Source organism: Candidatus Villigracilis proximus, assembly GCF_016717045.1.
Classification (GTDB): Bacteria; Chloroflexota; Anaerolineae; order Anaerolineales; family Villigracilaceae; genus Villigracilis; species Villigracilis proximus.
This window is the reverse complement of record NZ_JADJUO010000039.1, coordinates 1-14,349: the sequence shown is the minus strand read 5'-3', so window position 1 is coordinate 14,349 and position 14,349 is coordinate 1. Positions and strand designations below refer to the sequence as shown.

General features: G+C 47.0%; 16 protein-coding genes and 2 pseudogenes. 14 read left to right on the top strand and 4 right to left on the bottom strand.

Going from position 1 to position 14,349, the window contains the following annotated elements:
- Positions 1-134 precede the first annotated feature (134 nt).
- The 7 genes and pseudogenes from IPL71_RS25550 to IPL71_RS25520 all read left to right on the top strand — a co-directional run bounded on the left by IPL71_RS25550 (position 135) and on the right by IPL71_RS25520 (position 4,450).
- On the top strand, positions 135-614 hold the full coding sequence (locus tag IPL71_RS25550) for a hypothetical protein (RefSeq protein WP_345326589.1): 480 nt from the start codon (positions 135-137) through the stop codon (positions 612-614).
- Positions 615-781: 167 nt separating this feature from the next.
- Positions 782-1,354 (top strand): DUF6000 family protein, encoded by a 573-nt coding sequence (locus IPL71_RS25545; protein ID WP_345326587.1) that lies wholly within the window; start codon positions 782-784, stop codon positions 1,352-1,354.
- A 232-nt stretch (positions 1,355-1,586) separates the two neighbouring features.
- Positions 1,587-1,829, top strand: a complete 243-nt coding sequence (locus IPL71_RS25540) for an AbrB/MazE/SpoVT family DNA-binding domain-containing protein (protein ID WP_345326585.1) — start codon at positions 1,587-1,589, stop codon at positions 1,827-1,829.
- Between the two features lie 4 nt (positions 1,830-1,833).
- Positions 1,834-2,184 (top strand): endoribonuclease MazF, encoded by a 351-nt coding sequence (mazF, locus tag IPL71_RS25535; protein WP_345326583.1) that lies wholly within the window; start codon positions 1,834-1,836, stop codon positions 2,182-2,184.
- A gap of 379 nt (positions 2,185-2,563) precedes the next feature.
- Positions 2,564-2,941, top strand: a pseudogene (locus IPL71_RS25530) (GNAT family N-acetyltransferase); the annotation flags it as partial.
- Positions 2,942-3,085: 144 nt separating this feature from the next.
- Positions 3,086-3,598: a ClbS/DfsB family four-helix bundle protein gene (locus tag IPL71_RS25525; RefSeq protein ID WP_345326581.1), complete on the top strand. Its 513-nt coding sequence runs from the start codon at positions 3,086-3,088 to the stop codon at positions 3,596-3,598.
- A gap of 354 nt (positions 3,599-3,952) precedes the next feature.
- Positions 3,953-4,450, top strand: a complete 498-nt coding sequence (locus IPL71_RS25520; protein ID WP_345326579.1) for a hypothetical protein — start codon at positions 3,953-3,955, stop codon at positions 4,448-4,450.
- A 202-nt stretch (positions 4,451-4,652) separates the two neighbouring features.
- Here the strand turns inward: IPL71_RS25520 and IPL71_RS25515 are convergent, their stop codons facing one another.
- Positions 4,653-5,444 carry a superantigen-like protein SSL4 gene (locus IPL71_RS25515; RefSeq protein ID WP_345326577.1) on the bottom strand — a complete coding sequence of 264 codons (792 nt, stop codon included), beginning with the start codon at positions 5,442-5,444 and terminating at the stop codon, positions 4,653-4,655.
- 4 nt (positions 5,445-5,448) lie between these two features.
- Entirely contained in the window at positions 5,449-6,186 is a 738-nt protein-coding gene (locus IPL71_RS25510; RefSeq protein ID WP_345326575.1) for a DsbA family protein, read from the bottom strand.
- 244 nt (positions 6,187-6,430) lie between these two features.
- Here IPL71_RS25510 and IPL71_RS25505 point away from each other — a divergent pair, with 244 nt between their 5' ends.
- The 5 genes from IPL71_RS25505 to IPL71_RS25485 all read left to right on the top strand — a co-directional run bounded on the left by IPL71_RS25505 (position 6,431) and on the right by IPL71_RS25485 (position 10,554).
- Positions 6,431-8,278, top strand: a complete 1,848-nt coding sequence (locus IPL71_RS25505) for a VanW family protein (protein ID WP_345326573.1) — start codon at positions 6,431-6,433, stop codon at positions 8,276-8,278.
- 144 nt (positions 8,279-8,422) lie between these two features.
- Positions 8,423-8,641: a Trm112 family protein gene (locus IPL71_RS25500; protein WP_345326571.1), complete on the top strand. Its 219-nt coding sequence runs from the start codon at positions 8,423-8,425 to the stop codon at positions 8,639-8,641.
- Between the two features lie 2 nt (positions 8,642-8,643).
- On the top strand, positions 8,644-8,853 hold the full coding sequence (locus tag IPL71_RS25495) for a hypothetical protein (RefSeq protein WP_345326569.1): 210 nt from the start codon (positions 8,644-8,646) through the stop codon (positions 8,851-8,853).
- A gap of 17 nt (positions 8,854-8,870) precedes the next feature.
- Complete coding sequence (locus IPL71_RS25490; RefSeq protein WP_345326567.1) at positions 8,871-9,071, top strand: HEAT repeat domain-containing protein; 201 nt, start codon at positions 8,871-8,873, stop codon at positions 9,069-9,071.
- A gap of 10 nt (positions 9,072-9,081) precedes the next feature.
- Positions 9,082-10,554: an LCP family protein gene (locus tag IPL71_RS25485; protein ID WP_345326565.1), complete on the top strand. Its 1,473-nt coding sequence runs from the start codon at positions 9,082-9,084 to the stop codon at positions 10,552-10,554.
- A gap of 4 nt (positions 10,555-10,558) precedes the next feature.
- Here the strand turns inward: IPL71_RS25485 and IPL71_RS25480 are convergent.
- A pseudogene (locus tag IPL71_RS25480) lies at positions 10,559-11,002 on the bottom strand (DUF4870 domain-containing protein); the annotation flags it as partial.
- A gap of 168 nt (positions 11,003-11,170) precedes the next feature.
- Complete coding sequence (locus tag IPL71_RS25475) at positions 11,171-11,482, bottom strand: DUF4870 domain-containing protein (RefSeq protein ID WP_345326563.1); 312 nt, start codon at positions 11,480-11,482, stop codon at positions 11,171-11,173.
- 167 nt (positions 11,483-11,649) lie between these two features.
- On the opposite strand from IPL71_RS25475, the gene fmt reads away from it, so the two are divergent.
- Together fmt and IPL71_RS25465 are read left to right on the top strand one after the other, a co-directional pair.
- Complete coding sequence (gene fmt / locus IPL71_RS25470; RefSeq protein ID WP_345326561.1) at positions 11,650-12,573, top strand: methionyl-tRNA formyltransferase; 924 nt, start codon at positions 11,650-11,652, stop codon at positions 12,571-12,573.
- 53 nt (positions 12,574-12,626) lie between these two features.
- Entirely contained in the window at positions 12,627-13,493 is an 867-nt protein-coding gene (locus IPL71_RS25465) for an MIP/aquaporin family protein (RefSeq protein WP_345326559.1), read from the top strand.
- Positions 13,494-14,349: the final 856 nt, after the last annotated feature.

Below are 14,349 nucleotides of genomic sequence, written 5' to 3'. Positions count from 1 at the left end.
AAAAATGCCCATCCCCGCCCACACCTCGTCACATCGTAGAAAAAACTGATTCTTTTATCCGAGTAACTTTACCAAGCAAAAGAAGCATTGTTAATATTTTATGGTTCAGTCTTTGGCTCTTTGGATGGGGTTACATGCTTTATGGAATTTTGTATGTTGTGGAAATGATGTCTCAAGCATTTCAACTCGCAAAAAATACTACGCCTGAGATACAAGCGGGAAGCGGATTAATGGTTGTTGGTGCATTTTTCTTGATTTTCTTGCTTGCTTTGTTAGCAATGGGTGGAGTTGTTATTTATGCTTTTTTCTGGTGGATTGCCGGAAAAGAAGTTGTTGAAACAAATTCAAAAGTATTAAAAGTTTCCCGACAGATTTTTGCATGGAAAAGAACACGGGAATATGTCACCTCTGATGTAAAAGATTTACGCGTAACAACAAAGCAGTCTGGTTTTGGGTCTGGAAGAAGTTTACAAAAACTATTGGGTTTGAATGGTATGATCGCTTTTGATTACGGAGCAAAAACCTTTCGATTTGGTTTAGAAATTGAAGAAGCCGAAGCCAAGCAAATTATTATTGCAATTAAAGAATGGCTTCCTCAACAAAACGCAGGCTAACACCGCATGCACCCGACGCTGGGGCGCTTCACGTGCGCACGCTTCGCGTCAAGCAGTTTTCTACGCCTTAGCTTTTTTCCAGTTGGACGGTTTCGCCGTCCCCCAGCGCAGTCCATGCGAAGGGTTGGCTCGCCCTTCAAGAATTAAGAGTCTTCAAAACGATAAAAATGGATGAATTCATCAATCAATGGGTAGCCCCGTATTATCTTAATATTTTGCATGGGAATTATTGTTTTAAGTTGAATGACGATGAACAAACCTCTTTCAACCAGAACGTAAAAAACAGGCTTGATTCTCTGAGTGACCAGATTGTTAATCAACTATTATCGGGTGGTTGGAGAGAACAAATAACAGGAAGTTGGTTTTGCGGGTTAAAAGATTGGTCGCAATTCGCAGATACAATTGGCGCAAAACTTGTGGAAAGTAAAATGACGTATGCAGGTCAAGGTCATTGCTTTGCTCTTGCTCGTTTTGCAAACGACAAAAGCGTGAGATATTTTACGGAGTATTTGGAAATATATCTTCCACAGTCTAAGCTCATTTACGACCAAGCATGGGTTATGCCAGCATTAATGTGGATTGATGAACGAAATAGCACAAATCACTCTGGTCGATTTATTTCTTCGGGTGGTTTGTGGGAAAAATATGTTGTGGATAAAAAATCGGATGTATGGCAACTGAGTTACCGTAAAGAAAACTTTTGGAGATTGATGAGTTATTGCCAAGAGAATTTCTCGTAAAAGCAAAAGCGGGCTAACAAAGCGTGGACCTGACGCTGGGGCGCTTCACGTGCGCACGCTTCGCGTCAAGCAGTTTTCTACGCCTTAGCTTTTTTCCAGTTGGACGGCTTCGCTGTCCCAGCCTTAGGACGGTCCACGCAAACGGTTGGGCATTCCCTTGCAGAATGAGAGTAGCACTTGATTAATTGAGTAGAGAGGTGTATCTTTTGTAGACACAAAAGGAGACAACCTTATGCGCACAAAAGTTCAAAAATGGGGCAATAGTCTTGCCCTACGAATACCAAAAGCATTTGCCCTCGACGCTCAATTAGAAAATGATTCCTTCGTAGAAATTAGTATCGTTGAAGGTCAAATCATTATTACGCCTGTTGTTGCGCCTAGTTGGACGCTTGAAGAATTATTAGCAGGTATCAACAAAAATAATCTCCACAATGAAGTTGATACGGGTTTTGCCATAGGAAATGAGGTTTGGTAAATCTATGGCATACATTCCTGATAACGGCGACATCGTTTGGGTTATGTTTAATCCACAAGCGGGACATGAACAAGCAGGTCACAGACCAGCACTGGTTTTGTCTCCAAAGGCTTATAACGGCAAAGTTGGTTTAGCCATTCTTTGCCCTATTACCAGCCAGATCAAAGGGTATCCTTTTGAAGTCAAAATACCCGAAGGCTTAGAAGTAGGCGGTGCAGTTTTGTCTGACCAGGTAAAAAGTCTTGATTGGAAAGCGCGTCAGGTAAAATTTAGCTGCAAGTTACCACCTGCTATATATAATGAAGTCGTGCAAAAATTAAGCACTTTGATTCGCCTGCAACTTCAAAACATGTAGCGTCTCGCAAATCCAAAAGCATTGCATCCCATAAACAGCCTAACAAAGCGTGGACTGGACTCTGGAAATTCTGCGCATTCCTAACTTCGAGTTTTATCTGCTCGGGAGCAGAGTCCACGGGCGGACAGCCCGCGCAAAGGGTTGGGCGGTTGCTCAAAATATGGACGTGTCAAAAGTAAAATGATGTAATCAAAAGAAACTATGCCTAACTTAATTATTAAGCCTGTATCCAAAGACACATTTTCTGACCTCGCCACTTTTTTTGAGCAACATGGTAATCCAAATTATTGTTGGTGTATGCGCTGGCGTTTGAAGAGCACAGAATTTCAAAAGGCAAAATCAAAAGAACGCAGAAGTAAAACTTCAATCCTATGTTCAAGACAATATTCCAATCGGAGTTATGGCTTATCATCAGGATAAAGTCGTAGGTTGGTGTTCAATTGCGCCACGCGAGACTTATCCGCTTTTAGAAGGCTCAACTACTCTTAAACGCATTGATAATTTACCAGTATGGTCGGTTGTTTGTTTTTTTATTGACCCGAATCTACGCAAGCAAAATTTACCAGTTAAGTTATTACAAGCCGCTTCGAAATACGCATTTTCACAAGGCGTAAAGATTGTCGAAGGTTATCCAGTTGAGCCAGATAAAAGTTATCGTTTTATGGGTTCGCCTTCAACGTTTGAGAAAGCAGGTTTTCAAGAAGCAGGCATGGCAAAAAACGGCAGAAAGATTGTGCGCTTGTATTCAGAGAAATAAGGAAATGCAAGAAACCCTTGTAAATATTTTGTCCGTTTCCAAATACTACCGCCCAACAAAACATGCACCCGACAAGTGGGAGTCTGCGCAAATCCCAAGCATTTTTCCAGTTGGACCGATTCGCCAAAACAAAGGATATACATCATGAGCATGAAAGACCACATTCTGACAGCATTACGAGAGCAGTTCGATCAATTAGACGAATTGCTTGCAAGTCTGAGTGAAGAACAAATCACAACTCCAGACTTTGATGATAATTGGTCTATCAAAGATGTAGTTAATCACTTATGGGGATGGCAACAGATTTCAATTGCAAGAATAAATGCAGGCGTGCATAATCGTGAGCCTGAATTTCCAAATTGGCTTATAAGTTTCCCTGGAAACTGGGATGAAAACGCAACTCAGACTAACGCTTGGATTTACAAAAACTTTCACAGCCAATCATGGGCAGAAGCAAATAAAAATTGGAAAGAAGGTTTTCTTCAACTCCTTGATTTAAGCGAGAAAGTATCAGAAAGATATTTACTGGATGGGGATAGGTATTTATGGTTAAAAGGCTATTCGCTCGCTTTCGTTTTAGTGGCTTCTTACGAGCATCATCAAGAGCATCTGGAAAAATTAATTATCTGGTTGCAGGAACATGAGAGTAAAAAATAAGTCCGCCATACATGGCAGGCACCTCATGCACAACTGCCGCCCAACAAAGCGTGGACCCGACGCCGGGGAGTCCGCGGCATTTTCAAGTGTTTTCCTGGCTTCGGTTTTTTTCTGCTCCATCCACGCCTGCCCTTGCGGACTTGTCTGCAGGGATAGTGTGAAGCCTATAATCATTTGAATTAAGGGCAACGGTTAATTTGAAGTGACAAACCTAAACGCGAATTTCTCGAATGATGCAAAAAACAAAATATTCGCTCATTTCACGCCATTCGAGTTAAAGCTTTTGGCATTTGAGCACATCACTTATGCATTGATCGCTACCGAATTAAATTTATTTCGTGATAAAACAGCCCCATGAACGATCAGAAAGTTGTCATCCCCCTTAAACGTTTTCTGCTTATCGAACAGTGTCCGCCGGAGTGGAAGGAACTGGATCTATACCTGTTTCGGGATGAAGCAGTGGTCTTCTATGTCGGTCAGTCTTATCTTGCTTTTGCGCGGGTCTGGGAACATCTTTTAAGCGGCTTTAAGGGACACTCGATGACGGGGCGGTTTGTCTGGTGTAACTGGCCGAAATCAATGAACTTCACCATTGAATTACTAAGTTCGCGATCTGAGGAGTTTGGTGTTGTCGGAAATGAATTGAATGCGTCTGAACGATACCTTATTCAGCGCTGGTCACCTTGTTTCAATCTGTCGCTAAATAATCAGCCAACCCCTTTACCCAATGCTTACTTGCCGCCAAATGCCCCATTCAGACGCAGACAAAGTTTAACCATGTTGATTCACGAGGCAGAGCGGGCTGTGAAAGCAGATGATACAAAACATTGGCTGGAAAATATGGAATGGTGAAAAATACGCGCCATGTCCGGTAAGCCAACAAACATGACTCACCCTGAAATTAAGGTTTCGTGGGTGAGTTCGTTTTTAAGAACAAATGGGACGCTGATCGCTTCGCGTGCAGAAAACGCTGATTTTTCGCCTTTATGAGCGTCAATCAGCGTTCATCTGCGTCCAGAATTAAATTCGGGATGTGTTATGTTTGTTATGAAATTTACGGTTGTGCCGGCCACGGAATTTCTGCGGGACCCGCAAAGCCGTGTTTCTCTTGAAAATAAACTCTTCCATGTGATGGGATGTCACAACCGGGTTCGTCTGTAAAAGTCACTTCAGGATAATTGGATGCGAGCGGATCGAAGATCGACTTACCACCTTCACAGCGCCAGACCTCAATGATGTAAATGAACATGCTGTCGTCTTCTTCATCACCAGCGCGCAGTGTGATATCTGTCCATTTGACAGTGACTTGACTGGTATTGTTCGCATCTCGCACTGCGCTCAAAACACTGGTCTGTGAGTAATATGGTGAAACGGGCAATTTATATCCGCCGGGATACATTACCTTTAAAGTTTGCGGGTCACCTTTGATCTCGATAAATTTTGCATTGACCCAGCATAGACTTTTCCCCGCCACCATCACCCAATTGTTGCCATCGGTGCGGCCGGTCAATTGAATATTTGCGCCTTTCTTTAATCCATATAAATATAAATATTCTGCGCCTGGTCCGTAACGGCAACTCAACAAATCTGCGGTGACTGTGGCATCGAGGCTTTCCACAACCGGAATGGCTGTTGGCTCGGGAGTGGGCGTCTCTGTCGACGGGGGAATGGGTGTGAAGGTTTCAGTGGCTGGCGCAAGTGTGGCGGTGCTGGGCGGGGTTTCCGTCGGCGCTGAAACAGTTGAAGAAACAGAAGCAGGTTCAAAGTCTACGGGAGATGCGGAAGGCAGAGTGCAGGCCGTTAGTAGAAAGATGAGCGAGAGCGATGTCCAGTAAATTTTTTTCATAGAGTTATCCATTTTGTGTATCCAAGTTTCCATCCAATGCCTGTTCGATCAAATCCTTTAAGATGGAATAAGGCTGCGCCCCTTCGACTTTGAATCCGTTAATAAAAAATGTCGGCGTCGCATGGATGCCATTCGCTTCAGCCGCAGCCGCATCCTGCTCCACCGTCCCTTTATGTTTTTCTTCGCTCAAGCAGGATTCGAACTCTGCCATATTCAGGTCAAGTGCTTTGGCATATTTGACCAGATTCTCTTTTGTATAATCGCCCACATTTTCACCGCTCCAGTTGGCAAAGAGCGTATCGTGAAATTCCCAAAACCGTCCCTGATCACCGGCGCAATAAGCGCCTTCCGCCGCCCAACTGGATTCTGGCCCAATGATCGGATATGCGCGATATTCAAAATACACCTGATCCGTGTTGACATATTCCTCGATCAATTGTGGTTCGGTCTCACTCCAAAACTTAAGACAATAAGGACATTGAAAATCGCCATACTCAATGATATGCACCGGCGCATCAGGATTTCCCATCGTGTTGCTTTGTGTCACCACGCGCGGAAGTTCTTCCGCCACCTGCACTTGATCGGGAAGGAACTGCTGCACAAACTGCGGCCCGATAAAGATCAGCGTGCCCACAAAAACTGCTGCGCAAAGGAACACCACACATCCGCCCGCCGCGATCCATAACGTCCAGGCTGGCTTGGATTTTTCTTCTTCAATGACGATCGGTTGTTCTTCTGTCATGTTGATCTCCTCTAAAAGTTGTAAATTGTACCGTGAAATAAAACCCTGCCACTATGGAGTCCATCAGCTCGCTGATGTTTTTTATCGCTGTTCAGATTGTGCCGATACGGGTATCATCGCAAATTCTGCTTAATTCATATTGACATGCATCAACTGTTTGAAAAAATCCCACATCTTCTAATCCAAAACTTATAAGAACCATACGAACGAAAATGAATTTTTCGTTATAATCCTTCCCATGACCATGACATATACAACCCGCCAAAATCTACCAAAACAGATACTCGCCGCACTGCTTGGCGGATTTATACTCTTTATCGGCATTATTCTCGTGTGGACGGTTGGTTATCAACTGGCGTATGCGGGGCGCATCTTCCCCGGCATTTCAGTCGCCGGCGTCGATGTTTCAGGGCTTGCCCCCAATGACGCCGCTTTGAAATTAAGTCAAACGCTTTCCTACCCGATCAGTGGAAAAGTATTGTTCCGTGATGCAGATAAAGTGTGGGTGGCTTCTCCTGCTGAATTAGGCATGGTATTTGACCCATCGGCAAGCGCTCTGGCTGCCTATGAGTTTGGCCGCTCCGGCGGCTTGTTTGGCGCGCTGGCAGGCCAGATCAGCGCCGGCGGACTTGGTGCAGACGTATCGCCAGTGGTCATCTTTGATCAACGTGTGGCCTATAGCTATTTGCAGAATATTGCCGTGCAGGTCAATCAACCTGTTGTGGAAGCCAGCCTGCGATTGGAAGGTACGAATGTGGTTGCATCTCCCGGCCAATTGGGAAGATTACTGAATCTCGATGCCACACTGATCTATCTCGGCTCGCAGCTTCAATCCTTTCGGGATGGGGAAGTGCCGCTTGTCATTGCCGAAGCTGCGCCAAAACTGCTGGATGTTTCCTCGCAGGCCGAGGCCGCGCGTAATATCATTAGCCAGCCGCTTACGATTACTGTCCCCAATTATCGTGAGGGCGATCCCGGCCCGTGGATGTATGACATCCCCGTACTTACAAACATGTTGGGTGTAAACGTTGTTGAAGTTGGCGGTGTGGCACAAATGCAGGTCGGGCTTGACCCCACAGCCTTACGCCTGACCTTGAGCGAGCTCAAGATTTATGTAGATCGTCAGCCTGCCAATGCGCGATTCATCTTCAACGATCAAACGGGTCAGATCGAACCCATCGCTGTTTCAAACGTGGGCCGTGTGATGGACGTGGAAGCCAGTATTACCGCCATTAATGAAGCACTTTTGCGTGGTGAACATAATGTGGCTCTCAGTGTTTCCGAAACACAGCCAGCCGTGGCCGATACCGCCACCGGAGCAGAGCTCGGTGTTACCCAGGAAATCATTGCCTACACAACGTATTTCTACGGTTCAAGCAATGAACGCATTCAAAACATCGTCGCAGCCACCGAACAATTTCATGGGGTGTTGGTTGCGCCGGGTGAGACTTTCTCAATGGGAAATACCCTCGGCGATGTCAGCCTTGAAAATGGATTCGCCGAAGCGTTCATCATTTATGGCGGGCGTACCATCAAAGGCGTGGGCGGAGGCGTATGTCAGGTAAGCACCACGTTATTCCGCGCGGTTTTCTTTGCGGGCTATCCAGTGGTTGAGAGATATTCCCATGCGTATCGTGTCTCTTACTATGAAAAAAATATCAGTAATAACATTGATACCAATCTCGCCGGCTTGGATGCGACGGTGTACTTCCCGCTCGTGGATTTCAAATTCACAAATGACACACCCTATTGGCTGTTGATGGAAACCTATGTCAATGTTGAGTCGCGCACACTAACCTGGAAGATATATTCCACCTCCGACGGACGCAGTGTCACATGGGATACGACCGGCCCGTCCAATGTTGTGCCTGCGCCTGCTCCGCTGTTTGAAGAAAATCCCGAGCTTAACAAAACCAGATCAATCAAGTGGATTACGCCGCTCAGGAGCAGATGTCAACGTGACGCGCACCGTTTGGCGCGGCGGTCAGATTTATTTCTCAGACCAATTCCAAACCCATTATCAACCGTGGCAGGCGGTCTGCGAATACGGTCCCGGTACAGAAGATCCGGAGAAGAAAGCCAAAAAGAATAATCTTTGCCTTTCGCCGAATACATAATCCGGAATGCACACTTTAGCCTGCCGTTTCTAAAAACTGTTGCTTCAAAAAATGTGAACTGACGTCCGCCCTCCATCTTTTGGTAGATGGTACAATCTTTCCCTGAAAAAGGAGACTACATGGTTAGCAAAGAATTACTCGAAATTTTACGTTGTCCAAATTGCGTGCGCGAAAAACAAGGCATGTTGACTTTATATAAAGACACCTGGCTTATTTGTCAGGATTGTGGCCGCAAATATCCGATCGTGGATGACATCCCTGTGATGTTGATCGATGAAGGGGATAAGTGGATCAACACCGCCCAAGACGCGCTCCCCATTCCGCCGCCCGCTAAATAAAAATGCAGCATTTGCTGGCTGAATTAACCAGCGGAGACGATGCCCGCGCAGAAAAATCCATTCCCGCGATTCTTGATCTGGGAATGGCTGCCATTCCGGCCTTACTGGATTTGACCTGCGCCCCCGAAGCAGACTCTCGCTGGTGGGCAGTCCGCACGCTGGCCGCCTCGCCTCACACGCGGACCGAAGACCTGCTGCCGCTCCTCAAGTAAAAATTGGAAGCCCTTCGGTGCCGAGCCTGCTCAATGTTATGAGCGAAGCGCCGACCGGCATCCGCATTATTGTTTTACGTACACTTTGTGAGCTCCGCGACCATCGCGCGATCCCTGTGATGATGAAATCGTTGAGCGAAGAATCGGCTGTGCTGCAATATTGGGCGCAGCAGGGACTGGAACGACTTGGGCTGGACATGGTATACATAAAGCCTTGAGGTTGTAAAAATGAATCGATTTGAATTTTTGAAAAAAATAAAATTTCCAAATTTTGTCCGTCCTTCCGTTGGACAGATGATCTTTTGGGGTGTGACGCTCGTGCTCGGAATCGGCGTATTTATCGTGGCGCGTAATTTTACAGATTGCTGGTCCATCACTGATCTGCCCGGCAGACCGCTTAGCACGTGCAAAGGACTCGATAGCACTGACACGACCTTTGCCCCTGAAGATGGAACGCCTGTGCCCGATCTACCCCCCACGCCGCAAGCCAGTGTTCCTGAACCGGAATTGCCTCCCGCCTGGGACGGTGCCAGCCGCATTAATATCCTCTGCTTCGGTTTGGATTATCGTGATTGGGAGGCCAATGCCGGCCCGCGCCGTTCTGATACGATGATCCTGTTTACGATCGATCCGATCACAAAGACTGCGGGCATGATGTCCATTCCGCGTGATATGTGGGTCAATATTCCCGGCTTTGGATATAGCCGTATGAATACCGCCTATCCCAGCGGCGAAGGCGCGCAACTGCCCGGTGGCGGCGCGGGACTTGTGATGAAAACGGTTGAACAATTTCTGGGTGTGCCTGTGCATTATTATGCCCAGGTGGACTTTAATACTTTCACAGAGTTTATTGATTACCTCGGCGGGGTGGATGTTTGGGTCGAGCAGGATTTGGTGCTTGATCCGGTTGGCCCCGGAACGGATCATTTCCGCGTCAATTGCTGTGGATTTCGTCATATGAACGGTTGGCGCACACTGGCCTACGCCCGCACTCGTAAAGGCGGAGATGGTGACATTGACCGTTCCAGACGTCAGCAAATGGTGATTCAAGCGATTCAAAGAAGAGTATTTGACCCCGCTGTTTTCCCCGGTTTGATCCAGAATGCTCCGGCAATTTATGCTCAATTTCAATCGGGTATTCACACAAATCTCTCATTTGAAGATGCGCTCAAACTGGCTGTGCTCGGCAAGGATATTGCGCCCGAGACGATCAAGACCGGTGTGATCGATACGACGATGGTCACATTTGATAATGTTGTGCTTGGCGGAGCCAATGCAAGCATCATGAAACCGCTGACCGATAAGATCCGCGTTTTGCGCGATGAGATATTTTCTTCAGCGGGTGCGCTCAGTCCGCTGGCGGCTCCATCTGGCACAACCGATATTAATTTGATCGTCCAAGCCATGCGCCTGGAGGAAGCCCGTGTACGAATTGTGGACGGCACCTTCACTCCCGGCCTGGACCAGCGCGCCGGCGCATTCTTCCAATCTCAAGGCATGAACGTGACCGAAGTCGGCGCGGCGGATAATGTATATCAAACAACCATCGTGATCGTGTCTGGCCCCAAACTGTACACATTGAGATATTTACAGGCGGTCTTTGCGCTTTCCCACACACAGATCCGCTTTAACCCCGACCCTGCCTCCGCTGTGGATATTGAGATCCGTCTCGGCTCCGATTGGGCAGGCAGCATTCCGTAATTTGTTATGAATCAAAAAATCCCATCTTCTGCAAAGAGATGGGATTTTTGCTTTTAATAAGTATTATCAGATTATCCGGTAAGAGCGTGTTGCGCATCCAATCGCCGACCAGCCAATATTTGAAATCCTGTCCCTGACTGGTCTGAATCCCACCGTAGATTCCATAGCCCAAAGCCACCAAAGGCATGGCACTGAATACACAAGCAAAAGGAATACAAAGCAGACCGATTAGAACTGTGCTGAGCACGCCGGTAATCTCCCAGACAAAACCTGCAATAATTCCACCGCCGACCCACCAGATGAGTTGAAAGATCAGAGCCTGCAAGGATTGATAAGCAACATATCGCGAACGGTCTTTGTAGATCATATAGATTGCCAACGGTACGAGTGGCCCCAAAAAGCCTGAGACCAAATTTACCAATACCCCCAAATGGGCGATCATAGCCCACTGACGTTCCTCTTCAAGTGAAAGAGGCGCTGGCGGGTTTGTGTCATTTGTTCGTTCATTACATTCTCCTTTTTTGTATTATGAGGCGAGTCTATCATATTAATAATTCACCCTTAAATAAAAAAGTCTCGCAGCGAACTGCGAGACTTTTTTGTGAGAACGAAAAAATTATGCCCAACCCTGATTGCGAATGAAATCGCTGATCATCGGAATCTTCACATCCTGACCTTGATAAGCCTGATAGGCCCACCAGAGCATGGCGAAGAAAAGAATACTACCGCAACCGAGAGTAATGGTTGAAATGATGGTGAGTACAACGGTTGCCGCAATGGATTGCACAGCATTGAATTTTACGTAAGGGCGGTTCTTCTTATCTTCCATGAAAAGGACAACGATAGCAATGAGTGGAATGAGATAACCGAGCATTGCCCATAGTTTATCGTCACTTGAAATATCAGATGACATTGGTTCTTGAGACATAATTTATTCCTCCGAATAAGTTGGTTTTGGATTTGCAGTATTTTACAACCAATCTGATTATCATGCAACTTATTAATTCACCCAAGAGTACTGTGTATATTACAGCGTCTTAAAATTTTCAAGCAATTAATTTCAGTAATTTGCACAACAAGCGGTAAAATCAGTGCATGTCTATTCGTATTGTTTTTATGGGGTCACCCGATTTTTGTTGCCCGGTCTTTCCGCTTTGGCAAAGTCCCATCAGGTGGTGGGTGTGGTCACACAACCTGATCGTTCCCTCGGGCCGCGGACGCGAATTAAAAGCACCGCCGGTCAAAACGCTGGCGCTTGCGCTGAATATTCCGATCATGCAGCCTGAGAAATTGCGCACGCCTGAGGCGATGAGTCAATTACAGGCGTGGAATCCTGATTTGATCGTTGTCGTGGCTTTTGGTCAGATCCTCAGAAAAGATGTTTTGGAATTGCCGCGTTATGGCTGCATCAATGTCCATGCTTCGCTGCTGCCACGCTGGCGCGGCGCAGCGCCGGTCAACGCTGCGATTTTGGCCGGGGATGAAGAGATGGGCGTGACCATCATGCAAATGGATGTGGGATTGGATACCGGGCCGATGCTCGCGAAGAAGTCCATCCGCCTCATGCCTAACGATACAACGGGTTCTGTTTTAGGAAAATTATCCACACTGGGAGCGGACCTCCTTCTCGAAACCCTGCCCGAATATTTGGCGGGCAATCTCAAGCCTGTTCCACAGCCCGCAGAAGGCGCAACCTATGCGCCGATGTTGAAGAAGGAAGACGGCCTGTTGGATTTCACCCGCCCCGCACTTGAATTGGAGCGGCGTATACGTGCCATGAATCCGTGGCCGGGAGCATGGTTTGAGTGGAAGGGGAATCCGCTCAAGGTGGCGAAGGCATCTGTTGTCAGCGGGGGGGAAGGCCTGGTGAGCGGGAGCAGGTTCATCGTTGAAGGCAGACCCGCGGTAATGTGTGCGGATGGGGTATTGGTTTTGGATGAAGTACAGCCTTCTGGCAAGAAGATAATGTCAGGGAAGGCGTTTTTATCAGGCGCACGTGACTGGGAAACGGCTGCGTAGCGTATCGCGTTTGGTTGGGTTATATATTCAAAATTAGTTCATTGGAGAAAATAATGTTTAATTCAAAAGTATTTTTGGCTGAGTTCATCGGCACATTTGCGCTGGTGTTCATTGGCGCTGGCGCCGGGATCGTTAATGCGGGGTTGGTGGGTGTGGCTCTTGCACATGGCTTCACTCTGGCGGTGTTTGCTTACGCCTATGGACATATTTCTGGTACACATGTCAACCCGGCTGTGACTTTCGCTCTTGCGCTGAATGGCACGGTCAAATGGGGGCAGGCCGCGTTTTATTGGATCGCACAATTTGCAGGCGCGATCTTCGCTGCTTTCGTGTTGAAGTTGGCTGTGGAGTCATTGGGCGGTGATATTTCTGCCGGTGCGACCGTTGGTGCGTTGACTTCTGCTCAGCCTATTTATGCGATGGTGATTGAAGCATTGCTCACTTTCTTCCTCGTCAATACAATCTTACATACAGCAGTGGCTGGTAAGGGCGGCGCGATGGCAGGTTGGGCAATTGGCATGACCTTGACTTTTGCAATTTTGGCTGGCGGACCTTTCACCGGTGCTTCTTTGAACCCTGCACGTACATTCGGCCCCGCGGTTTTTTCCCAGCCAAGTTTTACTGATGTTTACACATATGTGATCTATTTCTTTGGCCCATTGATCGGCGCTACATTGGCTGTGATCGTTTTCAACTTTTTGGATAAGCCTGAAGACAGCATGGAGGATCTTCTCGACGAGGATGACGATGAAGATGAAATTTTGATCGTTGAAGAGGAACCGACTCCTGTAAAAAGCAAAGAAGCCCGCCGTACGCCGCAAGACGGTGAAAGAGTAAATCCTAAAGAATTAAGAAGAGAAGCAGTACCTGTCAATTTGACGGGTACTGCTTTTTCTTATTGCTACCAAAGAAATGAATAGTGGATTGAATATATGAGAGCAAGGGGATATAATGATTGAAATACATTTCTCAATCTAACCAGCAACATAGGAGGCAGTAACTTATGCCAACCACAATTGAAAATCTGAAAGAGGCGTTCGCAGGCGAGAAGTCAGGCTAACTTAAAAATATCGCGCGTTCGCAAAGAAAGCAGAGTGTGGATGGATTCAATGTTGCGCTCTTGTTACCCGGCACTACGGCAGAGGCCGAGCGGATTCGCGCTGAGGGGCATTGATTTCTCTGGAGGGTGTCAGTTCCGTACGGCTGATAATTTGCAAGCCGCCACTAACGTCGAAACCTATGCGAGACTGATACGATGGTCCACCCTGTTTGAACAGGCGAAAGCTGATGACCACAAGGCCAAGCGGATGTTTCGATACGCAATGAGTGCAAGCGTTTTTCCCTATGCTAAGTTGGGCCATAACTCGCACTGGAAGCTGTGTGAAGCAGGAAGGATCTGGGAGGTGGATTTCTATCTTTGCCCAGTCCGCGGCAACATTAGAAATGGAAACCATCCGCGCAATGCAAGGTCTCAGGGCGAAAGCGGATAAATTTGATTTAGTCCCAGTTGAGTGGATAAGGTAGAAACAAGATTGAATAGTTCCCGCGTTTCAGCGGGAACTGTTTTATTGCGGAAAATATGAGTCTCTCTTAATCAAGGAAGACTGTATAATGTACTTTTAGGTTTCTGCACTTAGTCGCCCAAAAGAGAATAAAATGAGCGAAGAAAGCAAATGCCCTGTTACTGGACACGCTGGCGCGACCTCTGCCAGTCGGGAACGTCCAATCGCGAATGGTGGGGCCCAATCAACTGAACCTGAACATCCTGCACCAGCA

Coding starts and splice junctions, on each gene's coding strand:
- IPL71_RS25550 (WP_345326589.1), top strand. CDS start 135: ATGCTTTATGGAATTTTGTATGTTGTGGAAATGATGTCTCAAGCATTT.
- IPL71_RS25545 (WP_345326587.1), top strand. CDS start 782: ATGGATGAATTCATCAATCAATGGGTAGCCCCGTATTATCTTAATATT.
- IPL71_RS25540 (WP_345326585.1), top strand. CDS start 1,587: ATGCGCACAAAAGTTCAAAAATGGGGCAATAGTCTTGCCCTACGAATA.
- mazF (WP_345326583.1), top strand. CDS start 1,834: ATGGCATACATTCCTGATAACGGCGACATCGTTTGGGTTATGTTTAAT.
- IPL71_RS25525 (WP_345326581.1), top strand. CDS start 3,086: ATGAGCATGAAAGACCACATTCTGACAGCATTACGAGAGCAGTTCGAT.
- IPL71_RS25520 (WP_345326579.1), top strand. CDS start 3,953: ATGAACGATCAGAAAGTTGTCATCCCCCTTAAACGTTTTCTGCTTATC.
- IPL71_RS25515 (WP_345326577.1), bottom strand. CDS start 5,444: ATGAAAAAAATTTACTGGACATCGCTCTCGCTCATCTTTCTACTAACG.
- IPL71_RS25510 (WP_345326575.1), bottom strand. CDS start 6,186: ATGACAGAAGAACAACCGATCGTCATTGAAGAAGAAAAATCCAAGCCA.
- IPL71_RS25505 (WP_345326573.1), top strand. CDS start 6,431: ATGACATATACAACCCGCCAAAATCTACCAAAACAGATACTCGCCGCA.
- IPL71_RS25500 (WP_345326571.1), top strand. CDS start 8,423: ATGGTTAGCAAAGAATTACTCGAAATTTTACGTTGTCCAAATTGCGTG.
- IPL71_RS25495 (WP_345326569.1), top strand. CDS start 8,644: ATGCAGCATTTGCTGGCTGAATTAACCAGCGGAGACGATGCCCGCGCA.
- IPL71_RS25485 (WP_345326565.1), top strand. CDS start 9,082: ATGAATCGATTTGAATTTTTGAAAAAAATAAAATTTCCAAATTTTGTC.
- IPL71_RS25475 (WP_345326563.1), bottom strand. CDS start 11,482: ATGTCTCAAGAACCAATGTCATCTGATATTTCAAGTGACGATAAACTA.
- fmt (WP_345326561.1), top strand. CDS start 11,650: ATGTCTATTCGTATTGTTTTTATGGGGTCACCCGATTTTTGTTGCCCG.
- IPL71_RS25465 (WP_345326559.1), top strand. CDS start 12,627: ATGTTTAATTCAAAAGTATTTTTGGCTGAGTTCATCGGCACATTTGCG.